The organism is Subtercola boreus (assembly GCF_003399645.1).
GTDB lineage: Bacteria > Actinomycetota > Actinomycetes > Actinomycetales > Microbacteriaceae > Subtercola > Subtercola boreus_A.
Window position 1 is genome coordinate 392,277 of sequence record NZ_NBXD01000014.1, and the last position, 15,954, is coordinate 408,230.

General features: G+C 69.5%; 12 protein-coding genes. All 12 read right to left on the reverse strand.

From position 1 onward, the window contains the following. Positions 1–4 precede the first annotated feature (4 nt). Entirely contained in the window at positions 5–1,510 is a 1,506-nt protein-coding gene (locus B7R24_RS07930) for an RsmB/NOP family class I SAM-dependent RNA methyltransferase (RefSeq protein WP_437123515.1), read from the reverse strand. Next, positions 1,507–2,535: a methionyl-tRNA formyltransferase gene (fmt, locus tag B7R24_RS07935; protein ID WP_116418408.1), complete on the reverse strand. Its 1,029-nt coding sequence runs from the start codon at positions 2,533–2,535 to the stop codon at positions 1,507–1,509. The genes B7R24_RS07930 and fmt overlap by 4 nt, the downstream gene beginning before the upstream one ends. After that, the gene (locus B7R24_RS07940) at positions 2,532–4,640 is read right to left on the reverse strand and encodes a primosomal protein N' (protein WP_116418409.1); all 2,109 of its coding nucleotides are present in this window, start codon (positions 4,638–4,640) and stop codon (positions 2,532–2,534) included. Before B7R24_RS07940 ends, fmt begins: the two co-directional genes overlap by 4 nt. Further along, positions 4,637–5,833: a methionine adenosyltransferase gene (gene metK / locus B7R24_RS07945; protein WP_116418410.1), complete on the reverse strand. Its 1,197-nt coding sequence runs from the start codon at positions 5,831–5,833 to the stop codon at positions 4,637–4,639. The genes B7R24_RS07940 and metK overlap by 4 nt, the downstream gene beginning before the upstream one ends. Further along, entirely contained in the window at positions 5,830–7,125 is a 1,296-nt protein-coding gene (locus tag B7R24_RS07950; RefSeq protein ID WP_116418411.1) for a bifunctional phosphopantothenoylcysteine decarboxylase/phosphopantothenate synthase, read from the reverse strand. Before B7R24_RS07950 ends, metK begins: the two co-directional genes overlap by 4 nt. 148 nt (positions 7,126–7,273) lie before the next feature. Further along, positions 7,274–7,540, reverse strand: coding sequence for a DNA-directed RNA polymerase subunit omega (gene rpoZ, locus B7R24_RS07955; RefSeq protein WP_104243599.1), 267 nt, complete (start codon positions 7,538–7,540; stop codon positions 7,274–7,276). A gap of 37 nt (positions 7,541–7,577) precedes the next feature. Continuing rightward, positions 7,578–8,519 carry a guanylate kinase gene (gene gmk / locus B7R24_RS07960; protein ID WP_116418412.1) on the reverse strand — a complete coding sequence of 314 codons (942 nt, stop codon included), beginning with the start codon at positions 8,517–8,519 and terminating at the stop codon, positions 7,578–7,580. Next, positions 8,516–9,478, reverse strand: a complete 963-nt coding sequence (pyrF, locus tag B7R24_RS07965; RefSeq protein ID WP_437123518.1) for an orotidine-5'-phosphate decarboxylase — start codon at positions 9,476–9,478, stop codon at positions 8,516–8,518. Before pyrF ends, gmk begins: the two co-directional genes overlap by 4 nt. A gap of 5 nt (positions 9,479–9,483) precedes the next feature. Continuing rightward, positions 9,484–12,822: a carbamoyl-phosphate synthase large subunit gene (gene carB, locus B7R24_RS07970; RefSeq protein ID WP_116418413.1), complete on the reverse strand. Its 3,339-nt coding sequence runs from the start codon at positions 12,820–12,822 to the stop codon at positions 9,484–9,486. After that, positions 12,822–13,967 carry a glutamine-hydrolyzing carbamoyl-phosphate synthase small subunit gene (carA, locus tag B7R24_RS07975; RefSeq protein WP_116418414.1) on the reverse strand — a complete coding sequence of 382 codons (1,146 nt, stop codon included), beginning with the start codon at positions 13,965–13,967 and terminating at the stop codon, positions 12,822–12,824. The genes carB and carA overlap by 1 nt, the downstream gene beginning before the upstream one ends. Continuing rightward, a complete protein-coding gene (locus B7R24_RS07980; protein ID WP_116418415.1) occupies positions 13,964–14,590 on the reverse strand; it encodes a PH-like domain-containing protein in 627 nt (208 codons plus the stop codon). Before B7R24_RS07980 ends, carA begins: the two co-directional genes overlap by 4 nt. Then, positions 14,587–15,942, reverse strand: a complete 1,356-nt coding sequence (locus tag B7R24_RS07985) for a dihydroorotase (protein WP_116418416.1) — start codon at positions 15,940–15,942, stop codon at positions 14,587–14,589. Before B7R24_RS07985 ends, B7R24_RS07980 begins: the two co-directional genes overlap by 4 nt. Positions 15,943–15,954: the final 12 nt, after the last annotated feature.

The window sequence follows — 15,954 nt, forward strand, 5'->3', positions numbered from 1 at the left end:
GGCGTCAGGCGGCGGGCGCCTTGCGGAGGAGGGCGATGAACATGGCGTCGGTGCCGTGGCGGTGGGGCCAGAGCTGGGCCTGCGTCTCGTCTGATCCGAGCACCAGCGGGGTATCGGCGAGTGACTGCAGCGTGGCCTGGGTGGCGAGCGGCTCGAGCACTCCCCCATGGCGCTTCAGAGCATCCGTCACCTGCCCGCGGGTCTCGGCGACGTGCGGTGAGCACGTGACGTAGGCGAGGATACCGCCCGGCTTCAGCGCCTGAACCGCCGCGTCGATGAGCCGCGACTGCAGCTGCACCAGCTCGGCGACGTCTTTCGGCGACTTGCGCCACCGCGCCTCGGGCCGGCGCCGGAGCGCCCCGAGCCCGGTGCAGGGCGCATCGACGAGCACGCGGTCGAACTCGCCCGGGTTCGTCTCGCCGACCGTGGTTCCGTCGAGCTCCCACACCTCGGGCGGATGCGGCAGGGCGGCCAGGGCGTTCCGCACGAGCTCGGCGCGGGCCGCAACCGGCTCGTTCGCGACCAGAGTGGCGCCGCCCGCCCGCGCCTCTGCCGCGAGTACGGCCGACTTGCCGCCGGGGCCGGCGCAGAGGTCGAGCCAGCGCTCACCGGCCATGATCGGTGCCGCACGCGTCAGCGCGAGGGCGGCGAGTTGCGAGCCCTCGTCCTGCACGCGCACGGTGCCGGCCTGTACCTCGGGAATGCCCCGCGGATCGCCGGCATCCGTGATGAACCCGAACGGCGAATACGGTGCCGGATGCCCGTCGGCGGTGATGTCGTCGCGATCCGCCAGCCCCGGCAGGGCGACGAGCCCGAGTCGCGCGGGCTCGTTGTCGGCTTCGAGCAGCTCGACGAGGTCGACTTCGGCCTCGTCAGCCGTTGCTCCGTCGGTGAGCAGGGCGCGGCGGAAGGCGCGGATGATCCACGACGGATGCGAGTACAGCACCTCGAGCCGCCCGTCGGCATCGCGGGCGTTCTCCAGCACCCTGCCCTGCCACTCGTCGGGGGTCGTGCGCGTGATGGTGCGGAGGACGCCGTTCACGAAACCCGTGGACGAGCGGGATGCGACGACCCGCGCGAGTTCGACGGCTTCGTTCACCGCGGCATGGCTCGCGACCCGCAGCGACAGCAGCTGATGGGCGGCGAGTTCGAGCACGTCGACGAGCACACCGTCGATCTCGTCGATGCGCCGGTTCGCGGCGAGCTCGATCACGCGATCGTAGTAGCCGCGCTGGCGGAGGGTTCCGTAGGTGAGTTCGGTGGCGAGGGCCGCGTCGGCGGTGTTCAGCTTCGCGCGGGCGATCTTCGTCGGCAGGAGCAGGTTCGCATAGGCGTCGTCTTCGCGAACAGCTCGGATGACCTCGAACGCGATGCGGCGCGCGGGCTGTACGGCTGTGGCGCTCTGCGTGCGCTCGCGGGGGCCCGGGGCGGTACCCGAGCGGTCGCGACCCGCTCCCCGGCCCCGGCCCCGGTCGCGGTTGGGGTTCGGGCTGGCGTGCTGGGCGTTCACTCCGCCACCACCTCTCGTGTCTCGTCGGTTCGATCGCCTGCCATGGCGGGGTCTGTGGTGCTGGTCGCTGCGGTGGCCAGACCCTCGGCCGCGCCATCTGCGATGCCGTCGGTCACCACGACGTCGCCCGTCACCCCGCGCCACCAGTCTGCGGCAGCCATCGGCTTTCGACCCGACGGCTGCACGCGAACGAGCCGCAGGGGAACGTCGGCCGTGCCGATCACCGGCGTACCGCCCACCAGCCGGATCTGCCCCGGCGCCAGAGCGGGCGCATCGTGCGCGGGTTCCGCTTCGAGGATCTTGAAGCGCTCGCCGCCGATGCTCGTGAAGGCACCGGGCTCGGGCGTCACGCCGCGAAGTCGCTGGTAGATCGACGCCGACCGCTCGGTGAAGTCGAGTCGGGCATCCTTCAGCGCCAGCTTGGGGGCGAGCGTGGGTTCGCCCTGCTGCGGCGTCGACACGGCGGTTCCGTCGGCGAGACCCTGCACCACGTCGGCCACGAGGCCGGCCCCGTCGTCGGCCAGCGCACCCAGCAGGCTGCCGGATGTCTGGTGTGCGCCGATCGGCGTACGGAGCGTCGCAAAGACAGGCCCGGCATCCATTCCCGCAACCAACTGGAAGACCGACGCACCGGTGACAGCATCGCCGGCGATCACCGCATGCTGCACCGGCGCCGCGCCCCGCCAGCGCGGCAGCAGGGAGAAGTGCAGGTTGATCCAGCCGAGGCGCGGGAGGCTCAGCAGCGGTTCGCGCACGAACCCGCCATAGGCGACGATCACCCCGAGTTCGGCGCCGAGGGATTCGACCTCAGCGGTGACGGCGTCGTCGAGCCTGTTCGCTTTGATCACGCGCAGCCCGAGAGCGCCGGCGCAGTCTGCCACGGGAGACGCGGTCAGCACACGCTTGCGACCCTGCGGAGCATCCTGCCGCGTGATGACCGCGACGATCTCGTGCCGGGGGTCAGCGGCGAGGCGGCGGAGCGTCGGGGCGCTGACCTCGGGTGTGCCGGCGAACACAAGTCTCAATCGAGGATCTCCAAATCGTCGAAGCGAACCCGGAGGGTCGGCGGGGAGCGGTACGTGGCGGGTTTGCCCGGAATCTTGCGCCGGCTGGTCGCATTCTTGATGACCGCGGCGCGCAGTGTGGCCGCAACGGCCACGCCGACCGCGTAGTCGAAGCGCACGATGGAACGAACGAACTCGTCACCGTCGGGAACAGGACCGAGCACGTCTATCTTCGCGCTGTCTTCGCCCTGCACCGAATCGTGCAGCTGCTGCACGGCTGCAGCAACGGCTTCGGCGGTTCCCCTCACCGTGGCGACCCGCACGGCGGGTGGGAAGCGCAGCCGTCGTCGGTCGGCCAGTTCGGAGCGCGCGAACCGGTTCTGCTGCCAGGTCACCAGTGTTCGGGCGAGCTCACCCCCGACGCCCACGATGATGGCAGGCGCCCGCGGGGCCGCCAGTGCGATCGCGTTCGACCACCAGCGCAGGCAGTCCTCGGCCACCGTGAGCGACTCGCGGGCGAGCATGCGTTCGCCGTCGAGCAGCAGCACGGCGCGGTACCCGCCCGCCGCGACCGGCTCGGCGCCGCGGGTCGCGATCACGAGCGCCGGCTCGGCCGAGACGTCGCCGAGCGAGCGGGTGCCGTCGGAGATGACGATGCGTGTTGCCGGGAAGGCCCGCCCGAGGTCTTCGGCGGTGCGGGTGCTGCCCTGGCCGATGAGGCGGAACGTCGTGCCCTCGCAGTGCCGGCACTGCCACTGGGCTGCGATGGCGCCGCACCAGGCGCACGAGGGCGGGGAGTTCTTCGTCGTCGTTCGCAGCGGGCCGTCGCAGACGAGGCAGTGGGCGGGGCTGTTGCAGGAGGCGCAGGCGAGCACGGGTGCGTAGCCCGGGCGGGCGACCTGCACGAGAACGGGGCCCGACTCGAGCGCGGTGCGAACGGCGTTCCAGGCGGCCGACGGAATGCGCGCCGACTGCGCGAACCGGTCGTTCGACACCTGCGCGGAGGTGGGCACGACGTTCGGCAGAAACCGGGGGCTCTGCTCGACATCGGCCAGGAAGCCGAGCTCGACGAGCCGTTCGACCTCGGAGCTGCGGGAGTGCGCAACGAATGCCAGGGCCGCCCCAGACAGCTCCTGCCGAACGAGTGCCGCGTCGCGGGTCGACACATAGGGGCTGAGGGGCTCGTTGTGCAGGGGGTCGCCGTCGTCCCACACCGCGATGAGACCGAGCTCGTGGGCGGGAGCGAAGATCGCTGAGCGGGTACCGTAGATGACCCGCGGATGCTCTTCCAGGCACTCGAGAAAGTGACCGTAGCGCTCGGGGTTGGTCTGGTGCGCGTCGAGCGGCGAGAGGAGGTCGGCCGGCACCCCCGCCCCCTGCAGGGCGGTCTCGAGCTGCTGCTGGTCGCGGTAGTCGGGCACCACCAGGATGGCTGACCGGCCGAGCCGGAGGGTGCCGGCGGCCATCGCGGCCATCGTCTCGGCCCAGGCGCCCACCCACGAGCCACCCGGCACCTGCCGCACGGTGGGCACCGCAGTGATCGCGAGCCGCGCCCGCCCCGCAATCGCCCGCTCGACGACGCCCTCGCCGTAGCCCCGCACCGCAGGCGCGCCGCCGGGCCCTGCGGGTTCGTCGGGGTCGCCCGCCGCCGCATCGGCGTGGTCGCGGATGGCTGAGGGCGCGGCTGTCTGGCTCTTGGCCACCTCGCCAGCCCCTGGCTGGCTCGCCGCCGCATCGCGGGCCGCAGCCTGGCGGGCCGCCCACGCCTTCTCGACGCGCACCTGCCGCGGCGGCACGGCGATGCGCACCACGTCGCTCGCGTTTCCCGCTGCCCGGGTCGCCACGCGCCGGGCGAGTTGCCAGACCTCGGGCGCCAGCACCGGCACCGGCGACACCACCTCCTCGATGTCGCTGAGGGTGCCCACGTAGTCTGCGTGGTTCGTCACCTCGACGATGTAGCCGCGCGAGACGCGACCCGCCGTGCGCAACGGAACCTTGACGCGCACGCCCGGCCGGGCATCCTCGGCCAGGTGCGGCGGAATGCGGTAGTCGAACAGCCGGTCGAGCTGCGGCAGCGGCGACTCGAGCATCACCCGTGCTACGGGGGTGATGCCGTCGGCGCTCACAACCCCGCTGCGGCCTGCAGGTCGGCGACCCGGTCGAGGCGCTCCCAGGTGAAGTCGGGAAGTTCGCGCCCGAAGTGACCGTAGGTGGCCGTCTGGGCGTAGATGGGACGGAGCAGGTCGAGATCGCGGATGATCGCCGCCGGCCGCAGGTCGAACACCTGCCGGATGGCCTCGATGATGCGCTCGTCGGGCACGTGGGCCGTGCCGAACGTCTCGACATAAAGCCCGACCGGAGCCGACTTGCCGATCGCGTACGCGACCTGCACCTCGAGCTTGTCGGCGAACCCGGCGGCGACCGCGTTCTTCGCGACCCAGCGCATGGCGTAGGCCGCCGAGCGGTCGACCTTCGAGGGGTCTTTGCCACTGAAGGCCCCGCCGCCGTGCCTGCTGGCGCCGCCGTACGTGTCGACGATGATCTTGCGGCCGGTGACCCCGGCGTCGCCCTGCGGTCCACCGATCTCGAAACGACCGGTGGGGTTGATCAGGAATTTGGTCGCCCCTGAGTCGAGGTGCGAGTCGTCGAGCACGGGCTGGATGACCAGCTCGGCCACATCGTGCTGCAGCTGCTCGGTGGAGACGCTCGGCGTGTGCTGGGTCGAGAGAACGACGGTGTCGACCGTGCGGGGAACGAGCCCGTCGTAGCCGATGGTGACCTGCGTCTTGCCGTCGGGCCGCAGGTAGTCGAGCTGCCCGGTCTTGCGCACCTCGGCGAGGCGCTCGGAGAGCCGGTGCGCGAGCCAGATGGGCAGCGGCATGAGCTGCGGGGTCTCGGTCGTCGCGAAGCCGAACATGATGCCCTGGTCGCCGGCGCCCTGCTGGTCGAGCGGGTCGGAACCACCCGCGCCCTGGCGGGTCTCCCACGCGTTGTTGACACCCTGCGCGATGTCGGGCGACTGCGCTCCGATCGAGACCGAGACCCCGCAGCTGTTGCCGTCGAAGCCGATGTCTGAAGAGGTGTAGCCGATGGCGTTCACGCGCTCGCGGATGATCGTGGGAATGTCGACGTACCCCTCGGTCGTCACCTCGCCGGCGACGTGCACGAGCCCCGTCGTCACGAGGGTCTCGACGGCCACGCGGCTGGTCGGGTCGACCGTGAGGAGGGCGTCGAGGATGCTGTCGGAGATCTGGTCGCAGATCTTGTCGGGGTGGCCCTCGGTGACCGACTCGGAGGTGAAGAGGCGAAGGGTAGTCATTGTGCTCCTGGGGGGTTCGACCGTGCGGGTTGTGCCAGCACGTTCAGAATGCTGTGAGCCACCGACAGCTTCGAGCCGGTGGCCTCGATCACTATATGCCCGGCCGTATCGAGCACGATGACCGTGTTGCTGTCTGTGGCAAAACCCTCGGTGAACCCCACCCTGTTGACAACAAGATAGGTCGCGCGTTTGCGGGCGGCCTTCGATCGGCCGAGCTCGAGCAGCTCATCGCGAGTGCCAGCCGTCTCGGCTGCAAAACCGATGACGGTCTGGTTCGGGGCGCTGTTCGCCGCCAACTCGGCCAGGATGTCGGGGTTCTTGACGAGCTCGAGGGTCAGGATGTCGCCGGTCTTCTCCTTCTTGATCTTGCCCGGCGAGACCTCGCGCGGGCGGTAGTCGGCGACCGCGGCCGCCATGATGACCACGTCGGCCTCGCCGAGCAGCGCCAGCATCTCGGCGCGCAGCTGTTCGGCCGTCTCGACAGCGTGCACCTCGGTGCCGCGGGGTGGCTCCACCTCGAGGTGGGCCCCGACGAACGTGACGCGAGCGCCGCGCGACAGGGCGGCCTCGGCGAGGGCCGCACCCTGCTTGCCGCTCGAGCGGTTGCCGAGAAAGCGTACGGGGTCCAGCGGCTCGCGCGTGCCGCCGGCCGAGATCAGGATGCGGAGGCCCGCGAGATCCTCGGCGCCCGAATCGACGCCGCCGGCGCCCGAATCGACGCCGCCGGCGCCGGAATCGACGCCGCCGGCCCCCGATGCCCCACCGACCTCCGCCAGCAGCGCCAACCCCGCCGTCACGATCTCGTCGGGCTCCGACATCCGGCCCGGCCCGACATCGGTACCGGTCAGCTGCCCCGTCGCGGGCCCGATGAAGCGGTACCCCCGCAAGGCGAGCAGGGCCGCGTTGGCCACGGTGGCCGCGTTCCGCCACATCTCGGTGTGCATCGCCGGCGCGAGCAGGATGGGCGCCGTCGTCGCCAGCACCGTGTTGCCGAGCAGATCGTCTGCAAGGCCCGCCGCCAGCTTCGCCAGTGTGTTCGCCGTCGTCGGAGCGATCACGACCAGATCTGCCGCCTGCCCGAGGGCCACGTGCCGCACCTCGGCGACGCCTTCGTAGAGGTCGGTGTGAACGGTGTTCCGCGAGATGGCTTCGAGCGTCGGCTTGCCGACGAACCGCAGTGCGTGCTCGGTGGCGATCACCTGCACGGAGTGGCCGGCGAGAACGAACCCCCGCACCACCCCGACGGCCTTGTAGGCGGCAATACCCCCGGTGATACCGACGACGATGTTCATGGTCCTACTCTGGCAGGTGCGGGCAGCAAAAAGCTCGCCGTCAGGATGTGACGGCGAGCCCTCGGTGCTGAAGAGAAGAGCTACTCCGAAATCGGAGCGTTGCTCGTCCGATTCCTACTCCGGAATCGGAGCGTTGCTCGTCCCATTCCTACTCGGGAATCGGAGCATTGGCCTTGACGGTGAGCTTGTCCTCGTTGATCTCGTGCAGGGCGATCGACAGCGGCTTGTCGTCGATGCCCGAGTCGACCAGCGGGCCGACGTTGTCGAACAGGCTGCCTTCGTGCAGGTCGGCGTAGTAGTCGTTGATCTGGCGCGCACGCTTCGACGCGAAGATGACGAGGGCGTACTTCGAGTCGACCTTCGACAGCAGTTCGTCGATGGGCGGGTCGATGATGCCGAGGGGCTTGGCTGGCATGGGTGTGCTCCTTGAATCGGGGGAAGGTTTCGTCGCGTCAGGCCGGGGCGGGCCGAGCGGAAATATTCATCAAGTCTACGACCTCGCGGGCCGCATCTTCGACCCTGTTGTTCACGACACGGTGGTCGAATTCGTTCTGGGCCTTCAATTCGACCTTCGCGGTCGACAGCCGCCGGGCCTGCTCCTCGCTCGATTCGGTGCCGCGACCGATGAGCCGGCGAACGAGTTCCTCCCAGGTCGGGGGCAGCAGAAACACGAGCACCGCTTCGGGCATCGATGCCCGCACCTGCCGGGCACCCTGGATGTCGATCTCCAGCAGAACGCTCCGCCCGGTATCGAGGGCCTCCTGCACGGGACCTCGGGGCGTGCCGTACCGGGACTGGTTGTGCACGACCGCCCACTCCAGGAACTCGCCCGCTTCGGTCATCCGGTCGAACTCCTCGTCGGTGACGAAGAAGTAGCTCACGCCGTCGATCTCGCCGGGCCGGGGAGCCCTGGTCGTGGCCGAGACCGACAGCTTCACCTCGGGGTAGTTCTCGCGGATGTACGTCGAAACCGTTCCCTTGCCGACCGCGGTCGGGCCCGCGAGCACGACAAGGCGCGTCTGAGCCGCAGCGGGCGCCGGATGCCCGGGGCCGGGGTGCTGGGCTCCGGAGGCCGTCGGCGCACGGGTGCCCAGGTACTCCACCAGCCGCTCCCGCTGGTGGCGGCCGAGACCCCCCACTCGCTTCGACCGAGAGATGTCGAGCCTGTCGAGCATCCGGTCGACCCGCACCGGGCCGAGACCCGGTATGCAGAGCAGAAGGTCGCGAACGCGCAGCCCTGCCTCGACACTGTCGGCCTCGGCGAGCCCCACGGTCGCGACGTCGACGGCTGCCCGGCGGCCGGCGATGACCTCGTTCTTGACGGCAGCACGCGCCCGGCGGGCAGCGACCGCGGCCTTCGACGCAGCGACCCGGTCGACCTCCGGCGGCTTCATGCCGAGACCGCCGACGAACCGGCCACGGCCTCGTTCGCTGCACCCAGCGCACCGACCACGCTCGGCGCGTCCGCCGCGCCCAGCGCGTCGCGCAGCTCGGAAACCTGGGCATCGATGCGGGAGGCCAGCCCCGCGGGCCCCGCCTGCAGCACCGACCGGGAGACCGCGACGACGGTGGTCGGAGTGAGGGTCCCGTACACACGGCGAACGTCGGCGAACGTCGCGCCCTGGAATCCGAAGCCCGGCGCAAGCACCGGCGTCGCGGGAGTCGCCGCCAGACGATCGCGGTCGATCCCGTAGTCGGTCAGTGTCTTCGTTGCTCCCAGCACGAGTCCGATGTTACCGACCGCGGAGGTGTCGGGGTGGTGGGCACGATTGTGGGCGCCCACGTCGGCGGCGACGAGCCCGGCGAGCGAGAGCGATTCTCCCTCACGGTCGGCCCGGGCGCTCTGCACAGAGAACGACTCCGGATTCGACGTGGCGCTCAGCACAAAGGCACCCTTGCCGATCTTCTCGACCAGGGCGAACACCGGCATCAGCGACCCGACTCCGGCGTACGCCGTGAGCGTCACCGCGTCGGCCTCGAGCGGCGAGCCCGGCTCGAGCCAGGCCCGTCCGTACGCCTCGGCGCTGGTACCGATGTCGCCCCGCTTGGCGTCCGCGATCACGATCAGTCCAGCGGAGCGTGCCGCTGTGAGAACCTGCTCCAGGGCCGCGAAACCGGCGGCGCCGTAGAGCTCGTAGAACGCCACCTGCGGTTTCAGGATGCCCACCCGCCCCGCCGCGGCATCCACGACCCGCAGGCCGAACTCCCGCACGCCGTCCGCAGAGCGGTCGAGCCCCCAGGCGTCGAGCAGGTAGTCGTGCGGATCGATGCCCACGCAGAGCTGCCCGGACGCGGCGAAGACGGCGGCGAGCCGAGAGCCGAAGCCGCCAGCACCGCCCACCCCGGGAGTCACGCCGCTCACAGCGCAGGCGTAGCCAGCGCGCGCACCTCGGCCCGCTCCAGCGCCTCGGCGCGCTCCCACGCGTACTCCTGCAGGCTCGTCACCGAGAAGCCGTCCTTCATGCCGTCGAACGAGGCCACCGCCGCGCCGAGCTGGGCGATCGTGGTGAACAGCGGCTTGTCGGCCGCCACCGCCGCCGCCCTGATCTCGTAGCCGTCGGCGCGTGCCGACCGCCCCGAGGGCGTGTTGATCACGATGTCGACCTCGTTGCGGTTGATCAGGTCGACGATCGTCGGCTCGTCGGTCGAGGCATCCACACCCTGGCTGTACTTCCGAACGATGCGCGTTCGGATACCGTTGCGGTTCAGCACCTCGGCCGTGCCGAGCGTGGCGATGATCTCGAAACCGAGCTGCTGCAGGCGCAGCACCGGCAGCACGATCGCGCGTTTGTCACGGTCTGACACCGACACGAACACGGTGCCGCTCTGGGGCAGCCCGCCGTACGCGGCCTCCTGGCTCTTGGCGAACGCCCGCGGGAAGTCGCGGTCGATACCCATGACCTCGCCCGTGGAACGCATCTCCGGCCCGAGCACCGAGTCGACGACGAGCCCTTCCTTGGTGCGGAAGCGTTTGAACGGCAGCACGGCTTCTTTCACCGAGACGGGCGCGTCGAACGGAACGATGGAGCCGTCGATGACCGGCAGCATCCCTTCCGCCTTCAGCGCGGCGATCGTGTCGCCCACCATGATGCGCGACGCCGCCTTCGCCAGCGGAATGCCGAGCGCCTTCGACACGAACGGCACGGTACGGGAGGCCCGGGGGTTCGCCTCGAGCACGTAGAGAATGCCCGCACCCACCGCGAACTGCACGTTCAGCAGGCCGCGCACACCGATGCCCGAAGCGATACCGAGCGTCGCCGTCTTGACGCGGGCGATGACATCCTGGCCCAGCGTGACGGGCGGGAGGGTGCACGAGGAGTCACCGGAGTGAATGCCCGCCTCCTCGATGTGCTCCATGATGCCGCCGATGTACAGCTCGTCGCCGTCGTAGAGTGCGTCGACGTCGATCTCGATCGCATCGTCGAGGAAACGGTCGACGAGCAGCGGAGTGGACTCCCCCACGATGCCCTGGCCGGCGATGCGCTCGAAGTAGTCCTCGAGCGACGGGCTGTCGTAGACGATCTCCATGCCGCGCCCGCCGAGCACATACGAGGGGCGCACGAGCACCGGGTAGCCGATCTCCTCGGCGACGGTGACAGCGGAGTCGTAGTCGTAGGCCGTGCCGTTCTTCGGTGCGAGAAGGCCCGCCGCATCCAGGATGCCGGCGAAGAGCCCGCGCTCCTCGGCGAGGTCGATCGCCTCAGGAGTGGTGCCGAGAATCGGAACGCCCGCGGCCTTCAGCCCCTTCGCGAGCCCGAGCGCGGTCTGGCCGCCGAGCTGCACCACGACGCCGACGAGTTCACCGCTCGCCGACTCCGCGTGGATGACCTCCAGCACGTCTTCGAGCGTCAACGGCTCGAAGTACAGCCGGTCGGAGGTGTCGTAGTCGGTCGAGACCGTCTCGGGGTTGCAGTTGATCATGATCGTCTCGTAGCCGGCGTCCGCCAGTGCGAACGAGGCGTGCACGCAGGAGTAGTCGAACTCGACGCCCTGGCCGATGCGGTTCGGCCCGGAGCCCAGGATGACGACCTTCCGCCTGTCAGAGGGCGTCACCTCGGTCTCGGAGTCGTACGACGAGTAGTGGTAGGGCGTGAGCGCCGGGAACTCCCCCGCGCAGGTGTCGACGGTCTTGTAGACCGGGCGGATGCCCAGGCCGTACCTGATCGAACGGATCTCCTCCTCGGTGGTGCCCCGGAGCGCCGCGATCTGCAGGTCGGAGAAACCGTGGTCCTTCGCCAGGAGGAGGGTTGCTTCATCCGTCAGCGGCGCGGAGGCCACGGTATCGGCGACCTCGTTGATGAGCACGATCTGGTCGATGAACCACGGGTCGATCTTGGTGGCCTCGAAGACCTCCTCGAGCGTGGCGCCCGCGCGGAGGGCCTGCTGGACCGTCACGATACGGCCGTCGGTCGGCACGGCCGCGATCGCCAGCAGCTGGTCTTTCGAGAGGGCGGAGGCGTCACCGTCCCAGTGGAACGACGACCCGCGCTTCTCGAGCGAGCGCAGGGCCTTCTGCAGTGCGGTCGAGTAGTTGCGGCCGATGGCCATCGCCTCGCCGACCGACTTCATGGTGGTCGTGAGCGTCGCATCCGCCGCGGGGAACTTCTCGAACGCGAACCGAGGCACCTTGACGACCACGTAGTCCAGGGTGGGCTCGAACGAGGCCGGCGTCACCTTCGTGATGTCGTTCGGGATCTCGTCGAGCCGATAGCCGATCGCGAGCTTGGCCGCGATCTTGGCGATCGGGAAGCCGGTGGCCTTGGACGCCAGCGCCGATGACCGCGAGACGCGCGGGTTCATCTCGATCACGATGACGCGCCCGTTGGCCGGGTCGATGGCGAACTGGATGTTGCAGCCACCCGTGTCCACGCCGACCGCGCGGATGATGTCGATGCCGATGTTGCGGAGGTTCTGGTACTCGCGGTCGGTCAGCGTGAGGGCGGGGGCGACGGTGATCGAGTCACCGGTGTGCACTCCGACCGGGTCGACGTTCTCGATCGAGCAGACGACCACCGTGTTGTCGGCCGTGTCGCGCATGAGTTCGAGCTCGTACTCCTTCCAGCCCAGGATGCTCTCTTCGAGCAGCACCTCGGTGGTCGGGCTCTGGTGCAGCCCGTCGCCGACGATGCGCCGCAGCTCCGACTCGGTGTAGGCGAAACCCGATCCGAGCCCGCCCATGGTGAACGAGGGGCGGACGACCAGCGGGTAGCCGAGGTCTTCGGCGAACACGACGGCCTCCTCGACGGTGTGTGCGATGAACGACCGCGCGACATCCGCTCCGCACTCCAGCACGAGCTCCTTGAAGATCTGGCGGTCCTCACCCTTGTTGATCGCCTCGAAGTTCGCGCCGATCAGCTCGACGTCGTACTTCTCGAGGATGCCGTGGTTGTGCAGGTCGATCGCCGCATTCAGCGCGGTCTGGCCACCCAGGGTCGGCAGGATCGCATCCGGCTTCTCCTTCTCGATGATGCTCTCGATGACCCGCCAGGTGATCGGCTCGACGTAGGTGGCATCGGCGAAGTCGGGGTCTGTCATGATGGTCGCCGGGTTCGAGTTGACCAGGATGACGCGTACGCCCTCCTCGCGGAGCACCCGGCAGGCCTGGGTGCCCGAGTAGTCGAACTCACAGGCCTGGCCGATGACGATCGGGCCGGAGCCGATCACCAGGACGCTTTTGATGTCTTCTCTCTTGGGCATTACTTGCTGCCATCCTTCGCAAGATCGAGAACCATGTCTCTGAAACGGTCGAACAGGTACATCGAATCGTGCGGCCCGGCGGCCGCCTCGGGGTGGTACTGCACACTGAACGCATTGATGTCGAGGCACCGGATGCCCTCCACCACGTCGTCGTTCAGGCTGATGTGGCTCACCTCGACCCGGCCGAAGCCCTCGGGGCTGTCGATGACGCCCTCCCGCGGTGCATCGACCGCGAAGCCGTGGTTCTGGCTGGTGATCTCGACGCGACCGGTGGTGCGGTCGAGCACCGGCTGATTGATGCCGCGGTGCCCGAACGGCAGCTTGTAGGTTCCGAAGCCGAGCGCACGCCCGAGCAACTGGTTGCCGAAGCAGATGCCGAAGTACGGCACCCCGGCCCGCAGAACGTCGCGCAGCACCTCGACATGACCCTCGGATGCCTCGGGGTCGCCGGGCCCGTTCGAGTAGAACAGCGCAGAGGGCGAGAGCGCGAGCACCTCGGCAGACGTGATGGCCTCGGGCAGCACCTCCACGTCGAAGCCGCGCGCGGCGAGGTAGTTCAGGGTGGACTTCTTCACGCCGAGGTCGAGCACCGCGACGGATCCGATTCGCTCACCGACCGCCGGGATGGTGTAGCGCTCGGGCGTCGAGACACGACTCGACAGGTTCTGCCCCGCCATCTGGGCGCCCTCCCGCACGAGCCGCAGCTGGGCATCCGGTTCCAGGGTGAAGTCGGGGCCCGAGAAGATACCGGCCCGCATGGCACCCGCTGAACGCAGGTGCCGGGTGAGGGCCCGGGTGTCGATGCCACTGATTCCCACGACCTCGTCGCGAACCAGGTCGTCGTCGAGCGAGCGGGTGGCACGGTGGTTGGAGACGATGCGCGAGGGATCGCGCACGACGTAGCCGGCCACCCAGATGCGTGCGGACTCGAGGTCTTCATCGTTGGTACCGGTATTGCCGATGTGCGGCGCCGTCATCATGACGATCTGGCCGGCGTACGAGGGGTCGGTCAGGGTCTCCTGGTACCCGGTCATACCGGTGGCGAAGACGGCCTCGCCGAAGGTGCGACCGCGGGCGCCGTAGGCCCGTCCGATGTGACGGGTGCCGTCTTCGAGAACGAATACTGCCGGTTCGGTGACGTTCACGCGACCTGGCCTTTCTGTTGCGGATTGCCGGTGGGCTTGAGGAGCGCCTGCACGGTGCTGAGCACGCGGGCGCTGGCGGTCTGGTCGAGGATGCGCACGTACGACTCGATGTTCGCGCTCGAGGGGCGGTCGCCGGCTGCTGCGGCGGCGAGGATGGCCTTCTTCTCGGTGCGCGTCGCGCCGGCGGTGGCGGCCACCGTGCGGGCCTTCTCGTCGCCGACCAGCGGCGTGGTCCAGTCCAGGCGCACGAGACCGCCCGACTCGACGACGCGGTCGATCGTGAAGGTCGATGTTCCGATGCTCCGGATGTTGTCGAACGGAACGAAGATGTCGCGCTCGCCGTCGATCGAGAGCGTGACGCCCTTCTCCCAGACGATGAACGTGCCGCGGCCGCGGAATGCCAGGCCCGGCAGGGCGAGGCGCTCGAGCGGCTTGTCGGCCGGTGTCGTGGCCACGTACAGCATGGGGGTCTCGAGCAGGAGCTGCCCGGCGTCGACCGGGGTCACCGCGGCGGCGGCGAAGCCGGACTGGCGCTTCCTGCGGGCGCGCCAGCCGAGCACCATGCCCAGGTAGACGACGACGAGCACGGCGAGCACGATGAGGGCGGGGCCGAGGTTGTTCACGCGGGTGTACCTGCTTTCCAGAGAGCGGCCGAGGCTTTGACGGTGTCGCTGTCGAGCACACGGGTGTCGATCATGGTCGGGTATCCGTGATGGAAGGTGTGCTGCACCCGGCCCGAGAGGGTTCGGCCGAGGAAGGGTGAGTTGTGGCTCTTGCCCGCGAGCCGGTCCAGCTCGAAAGTGCTCGCCGCGCTCGGGTCGTGAAGGGTGAAGTTCGCGGGGGCGCCGTTCTCGAATGCGTGGCTGTGCCCGGCGAGCCGACCGATCTCGGCGGGGGTGCGGGAGAGAACGCGGGCGATGTCGTTCCAGCCGAGCAGCCCGGTGTCGACCAGGGCGGTCTGGGCGACCGACAGGGCGCTCTCGAGGCCGACCATGCCGAAGCTCGCCGCGTCCCACTCACTCTCCTTCGACTCGGTCGGGTGAGGAGCGTGGTCGGTGGCGATGATGTCGATCGTGCCGTCGGCGAGACCCCGGCGGAGCGCCAGCACGTCTTCGTCACGGCGGAGCGGCGGGTTCACTTTGAAGCGGGCGTCATAGCTCCGCACGAGGTCTTCGGTCAGCAGCAGATGGTGCGGTGTGGCCTCCGCCGTCACCACGATGCCGCGGGACTTCGCCCACCGGATGACCTCCACCGACCCCGCGGTCGAGACATGGCACACGTGCAGGCGTGCGCCCACGTGCTCGGCGAGCAGAACATCCCGCGCGATGATCGACTCCTCGGCGACCGCAGGCCAGCCCTTCAACCCGAGTTCGCTCGAGAGGGCGCCCTCGTTCATCTGGGCGTTCTCGGTCAGCCGGGGATCCTGGGCGTGCTGGGCGACGACACCGTCGAAGGTCTTGACGTACTCGAGGGCGCGTCGCATGAGCAGGGAGTCGTGCACGCACTTGCCGTCATCCGAGAAGACGCGCACGCGGGCGCGGGAGTGCGCCATGGCGCCGATCTCGCTGAGGCGCTCGCCGCCGAGCCCGACCGTGACCGCGCCGATGGGTCGCACGGTGGCGTACCCCGCGTCGTCACCCAGGGCCATGACCTGTTCGACGACGCCCGCTGTGTCGGAGACGGGAAGAGTGTTCGCCATTGCGAAGACGCCGGTGAAACCGCCCGCCGCCGCAGCGCGACTGCCGGTGAGCACGGTCTCGCTCTGCTCGAAACCGGGCTCCCGCAGGTGGGTGTGCAGGTCGACGAGCCCGGGGAGGGCGACCAGACCGTCGGCGTCGATGCGCGTGGCGCCCCGGGTGCTCGCGCTGTCGGTTCCCGGCGCCAGGCGGGTGAGCCGGTCATCCTGAACCACCAGATCGGTGCGTTCTCCGGTCGGAAGCGTCGCACCGACGATCAGGTACGTCGGAGTGCTCACGAGGGTTCCTTT